Source organism: Zhengella sp. (genome assembly GCF_041397485.1).
Lineage (GTDB): Bacteria > Pseudomonadota > Alphaproteobacteria > Rhizobiales > Rhizobiaceae > Zhengella.
The window spans coordinates 267,631-280,603 of the sequence record NZ_JAWKWO010000002.1 but is presented as its reverse complement, the minus strand read 5'-3'; the positions used below and the strand labels follow the sequence as shown (position 1 = coordinate 280,603).

The 12,973-nt window shown below is 64.9% G+C and carries 14 protein-coding genes; 12 read left to right on the top strand and 2 right to left on the bottom strand.

Annotated elements, in window-relative coordinates; genetic code table 11:
- Window positions 1-5: 5 nt before the first annotated feature.
- Entirely contained in the window at window positions 6-1,025 is a 1,020-nt protein-coding gene (locus tag R3D65_RS07385) for a glycosyltransferase family 4 protein (RefSeq protein ID WP_371274574.1), read from the bottom strand.
- 105 nt (window positions 1,026-1,130) lie between these two features.
- Here R3D65_RS07385 and R3D65_RS07380 point away from each other — a divergent pair, with 105 nt between their 5' ends.
- Complete coding sequence (locus R3D65_RS07380; RefSeq protein WP_371274573.1) at window positions 1,131-2,288, top strand: NAD-dependent epimerase/dehydratase family protein; 1,158 nt, start codon at window positions 1,131-1,133, stop codon at window positions 2,286-2,288.
- 7 nt (window positions 2,289-2,295) lie between these two features.
- Here the strand turns inward: R3D65_RS07380 and phnF are convergent, their stop codons facing one another.
- Complete coding sequence (gene phnF, locus R3D65_RS07375; protein ID WP_371274572.1) at window positions 2,296-3,048, bottom strand: phosphonate metabolism transcriptional regulator PhnF; 753 nt, start codon at window positions 3,046-3,048, stop codon at window positions 2,296-2,298.
- A gap of 93 nt (window positions 3,049-3,141) precedes the next feature.
- Between phnF and phnG the strand changes: the two genes are divergently transcribed.
- The 11 genes from phnG to phnE (R3D65_RS07320) all read left to right on the top strand — a co-directional run bounded on the left by phnG (window position 3,142) and on the right by phnE (R3D65_RS07320) (window position 12,932).
- Entirely contained in the window at window positions 3,142-3,615 is a 474-nt protein-coding gene (gene phnG / locus R3D65_RS07370; RefSeq protein WP_371274571.1) for a phosphonate C-P lyase system protein PhnG, read from the top strand.
- Window positions 3,615-4,223, top strand: coding sequence for a phosphonate C-P lyase system protein PhnH (phnH, locus tag R3D65_RS07365; RefSeq protein ID WP_371274570.1), 609 nt, complete (start codon window positions 3,615-3,617; stop codon window positions 4,221-4,223). Before phnG ends, phnH begins: the two co-directional genes overlap by 1 nt.
- A gap of 4 nt (window positions 4,224-4,227) precedes the next feature.
- Window positions 4,228-5,337: a carbon-phosphorus lyase complex subunit PhnI gene (locus R3D65_RS07360; RefSeq protein ID WP_371274569.1), complete on the top strand. Its 1,110-nt coding sequence runs from the start codon at window positions 4,228-4,230 to the stop codon at window positions 5,335-5,337.
- On the top strand, window positions 5,334-6,221 hold the full coding sequence (locus tag R3D65_RS07355; protein WP_371274568.1) for an alpha-D-ribose 1-methylphosphonate 5-phosphate C-P-lyase PhnJ: 888 nt from the start codon (window positions 5,334-5,336) through the stop codon (window positions 6,219-6,221). The genes R3D65_RS07360 and R3D65_RS07355 overlap by 4 nt, the downstream gene beginning before the upstream one ends.
- On the top strand, window positions 6,218-7,039 hold the full coding sequence (gene phnK / locus R3D65_RS07350; protein ID WP_371274567.1) for a phosphonate C-P lyase system protein PhnK: 822 nt from the start codon (window positions 6,218-6,220) through the stop codon (window positions 7,037-7,039). The genes R3D65_RS07355 and phnK overlap by 4 nt, the downstream gene beginning before the upstream one ends.
- 2 nt (window positions 7,040-7,041) lie before the next feature.
- Complete coding sequence (phnL, locus tag R3D65_RS07345; protein ID WP_371274566.1) at window positions 7,042-7,749, top strand: phosphonate C-P lyase system protein PhnL; 708 nt, start codon at window positions 7,042-7,044, stop codon at window positions 7,747-7,749.
- Window positions 7,746-8,366, top strand: coding sequence for a DapH/DapD/GlmU-related protein (locus R3D65_RS07340; protein ID WP_371274565.1), 621 nt, complete (start codon window positions 7,746-7,748; stop codon window positions 8,364-8,366). The genes phnL and R3D65_RS07340 overlap by 4 nt, the downstream gene beginning before the upstream one ends.
- Window positions 8,367-8,487: 121 nt before the next feature.
- Complete coding sequence (gene phnC / locus R3D65_RS07335; RefSeq protein ID WP_371274564.1) at window positions 8,488-9,357, top strand: phosphonate ABC transporter ATP-binding protein; 870 nt, start codon at window positions 8,488-8,490, stop codon at window positions 9,355-9,357.
- A 58-nt stretch (window positions 9,358-9,415) separates the two neighbouring features.
- The gene (gene phnD / locus R3D65_RS07330) at window positions 9,416-10,327 is read left to right on the top strand and encodes a phosphonate ABC transporter substrate-binding protein (RefSeq protein ID WP_371274563.1); all 912 of its coding nucleotides are present in this window, start codon (window positions 9,416-9,418) and stop codon (window positions 10,325-10,327) included.
- Window positions 10,328-10,402: 75 nt separating this feature from the next.
- On the top strand, window positions 10,403-11,365 hold the full coding sequence (gene phnE / locus R3D65_RS07325) for a phosphonate ABC transporter, permease protein PhnE (protein ID WP_371274562.1): 963 nt from the start codon (window positions 10,403-10,405) through the stop codon (window positions 11,363-11,365).
- A 4-nt stretch (window positions 11,366-11,369) separates the two neighbouring features.
- Window positions 11,370-12,932, top strand: a complete 1,563-nt coding sequence (phnE, locus tag R3D65_RS07320) for a phosphonate ABC transporter, permease protein PhnE (RefSeq protein ID WP_371274561.1) — start codon at window positions 11,370-11,372, stop codon at window positions 12,930-12,932.
- The last annotated feature ends 41 nt before the right edge of the window (window positions 12,933-12,973 follow it).

The following is a 12,973-nucleotide window of genomic DNA, read 5'->3' as shown; positions in this document are numbered from 1 at the left end:
GCGCGCTATGGACGCATCGGCACGAGGTTGCGGGCGAACTGGCCCGTGCAGGCCGACCATGAGAAGCGCAGCGCGAAATCGCGGCAGGCCTGGCGGTCGATGGCAAGCGCATCCAGTGCCGCCTGGCGCAGGTCCTGCGAAAGCACGCCGCAGGATGCATCGCCGAGAATGTCGGCCGGCCCGTGTACGGGATAGGCAGCGACCGGCGTGCCGCAGGCAAGCGATTCAAGCACCACCATCCCGAAGGTCTCGAACCGGGACGGCATGACGAAGACATCGGCCGCCGACAGGTGCCGGGCAATGTCCTCGCCCGTGCGATAGCCCAGGAACCGGACCTGGGGCCAGGCCGACCTGTAGGCTTTCAGGCTCGGTCCGTCGCCGACCACCACCTTCGATCCGGGAAGGTCAAGCCGGAAGAAATCCTCCAGGCTCTTTTCCTTCGCCACGCGGCCCAGATACATGAAGACCGGCCTCGGCAGGTCCAGGAAGTCGGGATCGTATCCGGGCTCGCCGCGCCACGGCCGGAACAGGTCCGTATCCACGCCCCGGCCCCATTGGGTGATGTTTCGGTAGCCGCGGCCGCCCAGTTCGTCCTCCAGGCTCTTCGTCTGCACCATCAGCCGCGCGCCGGCATTGTGAAACCAGCGCTGGAACAGGTGGGCGTGATCCGGGTTCATGCCCGTGCGGTGATGCAGGTAGTCGCCATAGCGCGTATGAAAGGACGTGGTGAAGCGCCAGCCCTCCTTGCGGCAGATGCGCCGCATGGCCAGCCCGATGGGGCCTTCCACCGGAATGTGGATCGCATCGGGCCGGAACTCCTCCACGATCGCGCGCAGCCTGCCTGCCGGGCGCCATGCCAGCCGGACCTCCGGATAACCGGGTGCGGCCAGCGACCGGAACCGGTCCGGCCCGGCAACGGTCACGTCGTGCCCCTCGGCCAGAAGGTGCTGGCGCGTCGTCTCGAAAACGCGGACGATACCGTTGATCTGCGGGTGCCAGGCGTCGCTGGCGATCAGGATGCGCATCTCTCTTCTCCGGCTGTCGCACGAATTTCATGTGTCTGGGGTCTTGTGCGCCGCGAAAGGCGGCCCCGTGGCCGATTCGGCATTGGCATCGAGTGGAGAGGGATCATGAAAGTCCTCATTCTTGGCGGAGACGGATTCTGCGGATGGCCGACATCCCTGCACTTCGCGGCGCGCGACCATGAGGTCACGATTGCCGACAACCTCGTGCGCCGCGAAACGGATCGCGAACTGGGCTGTGGAAGCCTGACACCGATTGCATCCATCAATGATCGTCTTTCCGCCTGGGCTGCGACGGGGAATCGCCCGGTCAACGCTATCCGGCTGGATGTGGCACGGGACTATGACGGGCTTGTTACGCTGCTGCGGCGTCAGCAGCCCGACGTGATCGTCCATTTCGCCGAACAGCGCGCCGCGCCCTATTCGATGAAATCGCCCCGCCACAAGCGCTACACGGTGGACAACAACGTCTCCGCCACCCATGGCGTGCTTTGCGCCATGGTCGAGGCGGCGCCCGATGCACATCTCGTGCATCTGGGCACGATGGGCGTCTATGGCTATGGCAAGACCAGGGGGCTGGAAATTCCCGAGGGCTATATCGACGCGACACTGCGCTCCGGCGGCCAGAGCGCCGACGTGGACATCCTCTATCCGACCGATCCGGGCAGCGTCTATCACATGACGAAATCGCTCGACCAGATCCTCTTTCAATTCTATGCCAAGAACGACCGCCTGGCGATCACCGACCTTCACCAGGGCATTGTCTGGGGCACCAATACGCCGGAGACAGACCTCGTCGACGAACTGGTCAACCGTTTCGACTATGACGGCGATTACGGCACGGTGCTGAACCGCTTCCTGATGCAGGCGGCCATCGGCCATCCGCTGACGGTCCATGGCACCGGCGGCCAGACACGCGCCTTCATCCACGTTCGCGATACGGTGCGCTGCATCGAACTGGCCGCACACAATCCTCCGCCGCGCGGCGCGCGCGTGAGGATCATGAACCAGATGACCGAGACGCATCGCGTACGCGATCTGGCGGACATGATTTCCGGCATGACGGGCGTCCCCGTCCAGGCGATGGACAATCCGCGCAAGGAAGCCGCAGAGAACGATCTGCGGGTTGCCAATGACACGCTGGTCAATCTCGGCCTGAAGCCGACACGGCTGTCGGATGGCCTGATGCAGGAAGTCTTCGACGTCGCCATGCGCCACGCCAACCGCTGCGACCGCTCCAAGATCGTGGCCACGGCGCGCTGGTAGGTCCGGTTCAGCCGGGTGCGTCATGGGCAACGCTGAGCGTCACCCGGTCGGCGGCAAAGCGCGTGAGCGAATACTGGACCGGAAAGCCCGCACGGTCGACATTGACCGCCCGGGCGGTGAGGACGATGGCACCCGGCGCAAGCCCGAGCGCCGACCGGTCGCGCGCCGAGGCATGTTCGGCCTCGACCACTGTTTCGGCGCGCAGGTAATCGTCCACACCACAGGCTGAAAGCCCTGCCGTGACCGATCCGCTGGCCCGGACCGCATCCGGCAAGGCGGCGAACCGTTCGGCGGGGAACCAGTGCGTGGCGGCCGAGACCGGCAGGCCGTCGGCCAGCGAAACCGTCTCAAGGCGCACAAGGCGCGCACCAGGCGCAAGCCGGAGCCTGCCGGCCTGTTCGGCATTCGCGCTTTCGCTTGACGAAGCGGTGACAATGCTGCTGCGCGTGCCCGCCTGGCCGGCCAGTCCCTCGGCGAACCGGGTTCGCTGGCGGATCGGATAGGTGACGCGCTGGCGGCGCACGATGAAGGTTCCGCGCCCCTGCTCGCTGCGCAACACGCCTTCCCGGACCAGCGCCGCAATGGCCGCGCGCACCGTATGGCGGTTGACGCCGAAGCGCGTGGCCAGTTCAGTTTCCGGCGGCAGCCGGTCATCCGGTGCGCCCTGCGCAATGACGGAAGCACGCATGCGGTCGGCGATCTGGCGCCAGAGCGTGACGCCGCTGCGCCGCTCGATGGCTGGCGGGCCTGTATCGGTCATGCCGTCTGTTCCTGTCACAGGTCTGTCATTCGAAAACGCTAAACAAGGCTATCTTGTATGGTTGTCTAAAACAATAGACAAATTGGGGATCGGATGGTGGATTTCAAGGAAACGCGCGAGGACGCACCGGAAGCTGAGCGGGCGCGCCGCATGGCGGTTCTGGCACAGGCTGATGGCCGGGAACTGGCGCGGCTCATGAGCGGTCTCGGGCTGGATCCGGTGTTTTCCATGGTGCGCGGACCGGAAACCGGACTGGTGACGCTGCGCGGCCGGATCGGCGGTGGCGGATCGCCGTTCAATTTCGGAGAGGCGACGGTCACGCGGGCCACCGTCCGGCTTGAGGACGGCGCCGTGGGCCATGCCTGGATGCTGGGCCGCGACCACGCCAAGTCGCGCCTTGCCGCGGTCGTCGACGCGCTGGCCAGCGATCCGGCCAGAACGGCTGACATCGAGAAATGCATCATCGCACCGCTTCAGGAAGCGGCCCGGACCGCCGACGCCCGCAAGCGCGGCGAGACGGCCGCAACCCGCGTCGATTTCTTCACCATGGTGCGCGGAGAGGACTGATGCCCATAGCCGATCATCTTGCCGGCGGCCTTGCCGATCCGGTCTTCGACGCCCAGTCGGCCTTTCGCGCTGTCATGGCGGCCATGGCGGAACCGGGCACCGTGCAGGCCGTTGGACGGCCGGCGGCGCCCCCGGCGCCGCTGTCGCCCGTGGCCGGCGCACTGTTATGCACGCTTTGCGATGCCGATACGCCGGTCTGGCTCGACGCCGCGCTGGCCGGTCATGAGGGCGTGAAAGCCTGGATCGCCTTTCATGCCGGCGCGCCTGTCACGGCCAATCCGGTCGAGGCCCATTTCGCCTTCGTCACCGATCCGTCGGTCATGCCCGCCTGCGAGAGCTTTTCGCTCGGCACGCATGAATATCCCGACCGCTCCACCACCATCGTCCTGCAGGTCTCGGGTTTCGAGGATGGTGATCGCCTGACCCTGGCCGGCCCCGGAATCCGCGACACGCGAACCCTCGCGCCCGCGCCGATGCTTCGTAATTTCGACACGCAATGGCGCGCCAACCGCGCCCGCTTTCCGCGCGGGGTCGACCTGATTCTGGCCGGACCGCAAGCGGTGGCCTGCCTGCCGCGTTCCACCCGCCTCGCGACCCTGGAGGGCTGAGCCGATGTATGTCGCCGTGAAGGGTGGCGAAACCGCCATCGAAAACGCCCACCGCCTGCTGGATGCCCGCAGACGTGGAAACCCCGACATTCCGGCACTGACACTGGAGCAGATTGCAGGTCAGTTGGCGCTCGCCGTCGACCGCGTCATGGCGGAAGGGTCTCTCTACGACCGGGGCCTGGCCGCGCTTGCCGTCAAGCAGGCGCGCGGGGATCTCATCGAGGCCATCTTCCTGCTGCGCGCCTATCGCACCACCCTGCCGCGTTTCGGCTATGCCTTGCCGGTCGATACCGGTGCCATGCTGGTCGAGCGGCGTATCTCCGCCTGCTACAAGGATCTTCCCGGCGGCCAGGTGCTTGGCCCCACCTTCGATTACACGCATCGCCTGCTGGATCCCTCGCTGTCGGGCGATGAAGCCCCTGTTGAGCCCGCATGCCGCGACGCCGATCCGGTGCCGGCCATGCGTGTCTGCGAAATTCTCGCCGAGGAAGGCCTGATCGAGGCGGATGGCGCGGTTCCCGGCGAAAAGGGGGTCGGCGACATCACGCGTACGCCGATGGAATTCCCCATGGACCGGGACACCCGGCTTCAGGCGCTGTCGCGCGGCGACGAGGGCTTCCTGCTTGCGCTTGGCTATTCCACCCAGCGCGGCTACGCCCGGTCCCATCCCTTTGCCGGCGAAATAAGGATCGGTGAGGTCGAAGTCAGCATCGAGGTGGCCGAACTGGGCTTTGCCGTGACGCTCGGCCGGATCCAGGTCACGGAATGCCAGATGGTCAACCAGTTCAAGGGCTCGGCCAAGGCGCCGCCGCAATTCACGCGCGGTTATGGTCTCGTCTTCGGCCAGTCGGAACGCAAGGCCATGGCCATGGCATTGGTGGACCGTTCGCTTCGCGCCCGTGAACTGGGCGAGGACATCACGGCGGCCGCCCAGGATGAGGAATTCGTCATTTCCCATACCGACAACGTGCAGGCGACGGGCTTCGTCGAACATCTCAAACTGCCCCACTATGTCGACTTCCAGGCAGAGCTCGACCTAGTGCGCCGCATGCGCGCCGAGTACGACGCCGCGCACGGCTCCGACGGCGGGGACGAACTGGAGGCAGCGGAATGAGCACGCCCGCCGAGGCCATCGCGGCCTACAATTTCGCCTATCTGGACGAACAGACCAAGCGGATGATCCGCCGTGCCATTCTCAAGGGCATCGCCATTCCCGGCTATCAGGTGCCCTTCGCCTCGCGCGAAATGCCCATGCCCTATGGCTGGGGAACGGGCGGCGTGCAGGTGACGGCCTCGATCATCGGGCCGGACGACACGCTCAAGGTGATCGACCAGGGCGCCGACGACACCACCAATGCCATCTCGATCCGCAAGTTCTTCGAGAAGACGGCCGGTGTGAAAACGACAACCCGCACCGCCGCGGCGACTCTCATCCAGACCCGTCACCGCATTCCGGAGACGCCGCTTGAAAGCGGGCAGGTGCTTGTCTTCCAGGTGCCGATCCCCGAGCCGCTGCGTTTCCTGGAGCCCCGCGAGACCGAGACCCGCAAGATGCATGCGCTGGAGGAATACGGCCTCATGCATGTGAAGCTGTACGAGGACATCGCCCGCAACGGCCACATCGCCACAACCTATGCCTATCCCGTCAAGGTCGAGGGGCGATATGTCATGGACCCCTCGCCCACGCCCAAGTTCGACAATCCGAAAATGCACATGAGCCCGGCGCTCCAGCTCTTCGGTGCCGGCCGGGAAAAGCGCATCTATGCCATTCCGCCTTTCACGCAGGTGGAAAGCCTGGATTTCGAGGATCATCCCTTCACCGTCCAGGACTTCGGCAAGCCCTGCGCCCTGTGCGGCGCAGAAGGCGTCTATCTCGACGAGGTCATCCTCGATGATGCCGGCGGGCGGATGTTCATCTGTTCCGACACCGACCATTGCGAGGAACGCCGCGCGGCCGGGCATTGCGGGGAAATGCTGGCCGGGGAGGCTGCGCAATGAACGTGATCGATCAGCAACCGGTCGAGACGAGCGTGGAGCAGCCCGATGACGCCGCACTCCTGTCGGTCCGTTCGGTTTCGAAATTCTACGGCGCACGCATCGGCTGCCAGGACGTCTCCTTCGATCTCTGGCCCGGCGAAGTGCTCGCCATCGTCGGTGAATCCGGTTCCGGAAAGACGACGCTGCTCAATTGCATTTCCACGCGCCTGCCGCCTTCGGCCGGGACGGTGAACTACCGGATGCGCAGCGGCGAGATGCGCGAGCTTTACCGCATGAGCGAAGCGGAGCGCCGCCTGCTGATGCGCACAGACTGGGGCTTTGTCCACCAGAATCCGGCCGACGGCCTGCGGATGACGGTCTCGGCCGGCGCCAATGTGGGCGAGCGGCTGATGGCCGTTGGCGATCGCCACTACGGCCGCATCCGGGAGACGGCGATCGACTGGCTCGGCCGCGTCGAGATCGGGCAGGACCGGGTCGACGACCAGCCGCGCGCCTTTTCCGGGGGGATGCGCCAGCGCCTTCAGATCGCGCGCAATCTGGTCACCGGGCCGCGCCTTGTCTTCATGGACGAGCCGACCGGCGGGCTGGATGTCTCGGTTCAGGCGCGCCTGCTGGACCTTCTGCGCGGACTTGTCGCCGATCTCGGGCTGGCGGCCGTGGTGGTCACGCACGACCTGGCCGTCGCCCGCCTGCTGTCCCACCGCATGATGGTGATGAAGGAGGGCAAGGTGGTTGAAACAGGCCTGACCGACCGCGTGCTGGACGACCCCCAGGCGCCCTATACCCAGCTTCTCGTTTCCTCCATCCTGCAGGTGTGACCATGCCGACACCACTCGTCGTTTCCGATGTCGCCAAGACCTTCACCATGCATCTGCGAGACGGCATCCGCCTCAATGTGGTGGAGCATGTGTCCTTTTCGCTCAAGGCCGGTTCCTGCGCCGTGCTCGGCGGCCCGTCCGGGTCGGGCAAGAGTTCCATCCTGAAAATGCTCTACGGCAACTATGGTGCCGATGAGGGCCAGATCATCGTCAATCACAGGGGCCGCCTGATCGACATTACCCGGGCCAGCCCGCGCGGCATGCTGGCGATCCGCCGGGAAACCATCGGCTATGTCAGCCAGTTCCTGCGTGCGGTGCCGCGTGTGCCGGCCATTGATGTCGCCGCCGAACCTCTGCTGGCGCGTGGCGCCGATCCCGAGCGGGCGCGCCATCGCGCCGCGCAACTGCTGGCCCGGCTGAACCTGCCCGAACACCTGTGGCACCTGCCGCCGGCCACCTTTTCCGGTGGCGAGCAACAGCGCGTCAACATCGCCCGCGGCTTCATCACCGATCATCCGGTCCTGTTGCTGGACGAGCCGACGGCATCGCTCGATGCGGCAAACCGCGACGTTGTCATCGCCATGATCGAGGAGAAGAAGACGAAGGGCGTGGCCCTGCTCGGCATCTTTCATGACGCGGATGTGCGCGAGGCGGTTGCCGACACGGTCATCGACGTCACCGCCTTCACGCCGAAGGGAGATGCGGCATGACCCGTCTTTCCGAAGCGCCGCTGATCCACGCCACAGCGCTGGTCACCGACAGCGAGATCGGGCGCTACACCGAAATCGCCGAGCGCTGCCATGTCAGCGAAACCACGCTTGGCGACTATTCCTACATGATGCGCGAATGCGAGGCCTGGGCGGCCCGCATCGGCAAGTTCGTCAACATTGCCAGCCATGTCCGCATCAATGCCACGAACCACCCGGTCTGGCGCGCCACGCTGCACCATTTCACCTATCGCGCCGGCGACTATTTCGATGACGCGGCAAACGAAAGCGCGTTCTTCGAGTGGCGCCGGTCCAATACGGTGACCATCGGCCACGATGTCTGGATCGGCCATGGCGCCACCATCCTGCCTGGCGTGACCGTCGGCAATGGCGCGGTGATCGGCGCCGGTGCGGTCGTCTCGAAGGATGTGGCGCCCTACACGGTCGTCGGCGGCGTGCCGGCCCGACCGATCCGCCAACGCTTCGAGGACGGCCTCGGTCCCCGGATGGATCGCCTTGCCTGGTGGGACTGGGACCATGACCGCCTGCGCGCTGCGCTGGAGGATTTCCGCACGCTCGACGCTGCGGGCTTCCTCGAAAAATACGCCGCCGGCGCGTGATCCGGTGCGCCGGTGTGCACTGTCACCGAACTGTCACGGCATCGACACGTACGCTTCACATGCCCGGGGTAGCGGAAACGCGAAAGTCTTAAACAGCCGCCACCGATGAACGGAACGGACCATGCTCGAACTTGCCAATGTCACCCGCCGTTTCGGGGCCAACACCGCGGTCGATTCCGTCACGCTTTCGATCCCGCAGGGTCAGATGGTCGGCGTCATCGGCCGTTCGGGCGCCGGCAAGTCCACGCTTCTGCGCATGATCAACCGGCTCATCGGCGTGTCGGATGGCGTCATTCGCTTCGAGGGCACGGAGGTTTCGGCCCTTCGCGGAACCGCGCTGCGCAACTGGCAGCGCGACTGCGCCATGATCTTCCAGCAATTCAATCTCGTGCCGCGCCTCGATGTGCTCACCAATGTCCTGCTGGGCCGGCTCAATCACCGTTCCACGCTCCTGAACCTGCTGAACATCTTCTCGGATGAAGAGCGCGCGCAGGCGCTGATGGCGCTGGAGCGTCTTGGCATCGCACAGACCGCCCTGCAACGCGCCGGCACGCTGTCGGGCGGCCAGCAGCAGCGCGTGGCGATTGCCCGGGCGCTGCTGCAGTCGCCGAAAATGATCCTGGCCGACGAGCCGATCGCCTCGCTCGATCCGCTCAACGCGCAGGTGGTGATGGATTCGCTGGCCGACATCAACCGCCGCGAAGGCATGACCGTCATCACCAACCTGCACACGCTCGATACAGCCCGCGCCTATTGCGAGCGGGTCATCGGCATGTCGGCCGGCAAGGTCGTGTTCGACGGCCCTGCCCGCGACCTGACCCCGGAAGCCGTCAAGATGATCTACGGCGTTTCCGAAGGAGAACTGTCCGAGGAAGTCACCTCGACGGCGCTCGGTACCCCGAAAGCCGCGAGAGCGGCCAGCCAATCCACCGGGCATCCGGCTGGCGTGACCCGCCAGCACGAGGTCGCCGGGATCGCCTCGCCCGCGTAACGGGCGCCTTTCTGCTTCAAGCGGACCGGATGGCCCGGTCGAAACAAGGAGAACTCCCATGTTCAAGAAAGTCCTTCTCGCTGCGGCCTCGCTTGCCGCTCTCGTCGCTGCCGCGCCGGCCGGCGCCGAAGACCTCAAGGAATTCCGCATCGGCATTCTGGGCGGTGAAAACGAAGCCGACCGCCTGCGCAACTTCCAGTGCATGGTCGAAAAACTTCCCGAGGTTCTCGGTGTCGAAAAGGTCTCGCTCTTTCCGGCGGCCGACTATGACGGCGTCATTCAGGGCCTGCTGGGAGGAACGCTGGACTATGCCGAACTGGGCGCGTCCGGCTATGCCAAGGTCTATCTCTCCGACCCGAACGCTGTCGAGCCGATCCTGACCACGGTGCAGACCGATGGTTCCACCGGCTACTATTCCGTCATGGTCGCCCGCAAGGATTCCGGCCTGACCAGGCTGGAAGACATGAAGGGCAAGAAGCTCGGCTTCGCCGATCCGGATTCCACCTCCGGCTTCCTGGTCCCCTCCGTCACGCTGCCGGAAGCCATCGGCACTTCGATCAAGGAATACTTCTCCGAGACCGGTTTTGGCGGCGGCCATGAGAACCTCGTTCTCGAAGTCGTCAAGGGCACGTTCGATGCCGGCACGACCTGGGCGTCGGGCGTCGGTGAGTTCAAGGACGGCTACACCTCCGGCAACCTGCGCAAGATGGTCGACAAGGGCATCCTGAACATGGACGACCTCGTTCAGCTCTGGCAGTCGCCGCTGATCCCGAACGGGCCGATCGTCGTGCGCAGTTCGATGGATGCCGACATGAAGACCAGGTTCAAGGACTTCATGATGGGGCTGCCGGAAGGCGATCCGGAGTGCTTCTCCGCCATCCAGGGCGGCGATTACAAGGGCTTCACCGAGGTCAATGCCGACTTCTACAAGGCCATCATCGCGGCCCGCAAGGCCAAGATCGGCTCCTAAGCTTCATCCGACACTTCCATGTGTGCCGCGGACCGCAAGGCCCGCGGCACCATGACGCCAGGGACCAGACACGACATGGCAACCGTTGATAACGTGACACCGCTGTCCGAATCGGCACGCCTCATCGAGGGCCATTGGCGCGAACTGACCGGCCGCCGGCGTCTCTACACCTGGGGCGGACTTGTGGTGGTCCTGGTGGCCCTTTCGGGCTCGCTCTGGTTCGCCAACGAGACCAATGCCGGCAAGTTTTTCGACCGGCTGCCCTATTTCTTCGATTTCTTCATCGACCTGGCGCCGCGCGATGCATTCGAGCCGGTGCGCGCGCTCTTCGATCTTCCCTCGCCCTATGACGACGGCAGTTTCAAATACAATTACCCGGAAGGCCGTGTCGTCCTGACCGACTGGTTCTACATTCCCGAATATTTCTACAAGATGCTCGAGACGCTCAATATCGCGTTGCTCTCGACCCTGATCGGCCTGACGTTCGGTTTCCTGCTTTCCTTTCTCGCGGCGAAGAATCTCAATCCCAACCCCTGGACGCGCGGCGCGGTGCGCCGGCTGATGGAATTCCTGCGCGCCTTTCCGGAAATCGTCATCGCCGGCTTCTTCGTCGCCATCCTGTCCATCGGTCCGATCCCGGCCATCATCGCCGTCTCGATCCATACCATCGGCGCGCTCGGAAAGATGTTCTTCGAGGTGGTCGAGAATGCCGACATGCGCCCGGAAGAGGGTTTGCGCGCCGTCGGCGGCAACTGGGTCGAGCGCGTCGCCTATGGCATCGTTCCGCAGGTCATGCCGAACTTCATGAGCTATTTCCTGCTGCGCCTCGAGATCAACGTGCGCGCATCCACCATCATCGGCGCGGTCGGCGGCGGCGGCATCGGCGAGGCGCTGCGCCTCTCCATCAGCCGCGGCCATGAGGCCAAGACCATCGCCATCATCTTCCTCCTGTTCACCACGATTGTCGCGGTCGACCAGTTTTCCGCCTGGTTGCGCCGCCGCCTCGTGGGCGACCAGGCCTTCGATTTCGGACGCTGAACCCATGACCATGCTCGACGCCACCGACAGGGCGACCGTCATCCGGCGCCATCCGGACGTGTTCCGCACCCGCCCATGGAAACGCTATGGCCCGGCGCTGATGGTGCTGGCCATCGTCCTCTACAGCTTCTATTGCTGGTGGTTCTTCTCCATCGGCGATGCCTTTCGCAAGGCCAATACCGATATCGCCGGCGCCTATCTGGCCGACTGGATTTCATGGGAAGCACGCCCCGTCATCGACATCGAAACCGATGGCGCCATGACGGTGAAATTCCCCCGCTTCTCTCCACTGGGTTCCGATCCGCGGCCCGACTGGCTGGAAGCGGATCGCGAAACGCGGACGCGCACGATCACGAAACAGGCGCCGGCCGCCCGCGCCGGCGCGCTCCACAACAAGATCGCCAACAGTTTCATGGTTCCCGATGCGAAGGGCACAAGGCCTTCGGAGGAACCGGCCATCGGCTTCATGGCGCCTGGCGCCGCGACCGGCAATGCCGGGGTTGCCGAAACCGTGACGGTCACCGAAACGGTGCGCGAGGAAGTGCTCACACGCGCCGTCGTCACCTTCGATGCGGCCGACAAGGTCGAGATCCTGCCCGAGCGCGTCACGGTCAGCCGTGGCGGCAAGACCCTCGTCGTGCGGCTTGGGCCGGGGGACAAGGTATCAGCCGAAGGCCCGCTGCCGGAGTGGGCCGAGCAGAAATACGAGGGCCGCAAGGTCATCGTGCGCTTCGGATTTGCCGGGCGGGCAGAGATCGACCATGACGGGGTCAAGGTCTACAAGCGCTTCCTGGGCTGGGAAAATTTCGTGTTCGATACGCGGTCGGCCTTCTGGGGCAAGTCCTTCGGCGAGGTGATGTCCATGCTCGCATCGGGCGAGCGGGTGAACCCGGATCGCTCCAATCTGGCGCAGGCCTGGAACGACATCCTCTACAATGCCGAATGGCAGCATCTCGATGTCTGGACAAAGCTCCTGCAAACCATTGTCATGGCCTTTGTCGGAACACTGTTCGCGACGGTCCTCGCCTTCCCGCTGGCCTTCGTGGCCGCGCGGAACATCACGCCGAACCGGATCGTGAACCAGGTCATCAAGCGGTTCTTCGATTTCCAGCGCTCCGTCGACATGCTGATCTGGGCGCTCTTCTTCACGCGCGCCTTCGGCCCCGGCCCGCTGGCCGGCATTTCGGCGATCTTCTTCACCGATACCGGCACGCTGGGCAAGCTCTACGCCGAGGCCCTGGAGAACATCGACGACAAGCAGCGCGAGGGCGTGCGCTCGGTCGGCGCCGCGCCGCTGCTGGTGCAGCGCTTCGGCGTCATGCCTCAGGTTCTCCCGGTTTTCCTGTCGCAATCGCTCTACTTCTGGGAGTCGAACACACGTTCGGCGACGATCATCGGCGCCGTCGGGGCCGGCGGCATCGGTCTGAAGCTCTGGGAGGCCATGCGCACGAACCAGGATTGGGAAAACGTGGCCTATATGGTCATCCTCATTCTGGCCGTGGTCTATGTCTTCGACAGCGTCTCCAACGCCCTGCGCTCGCGCCTGATCGGGGAAAACGCGCGATGACGGTGACGCTTCGTCAAGCTGTCATGCAAATCACCTATCCG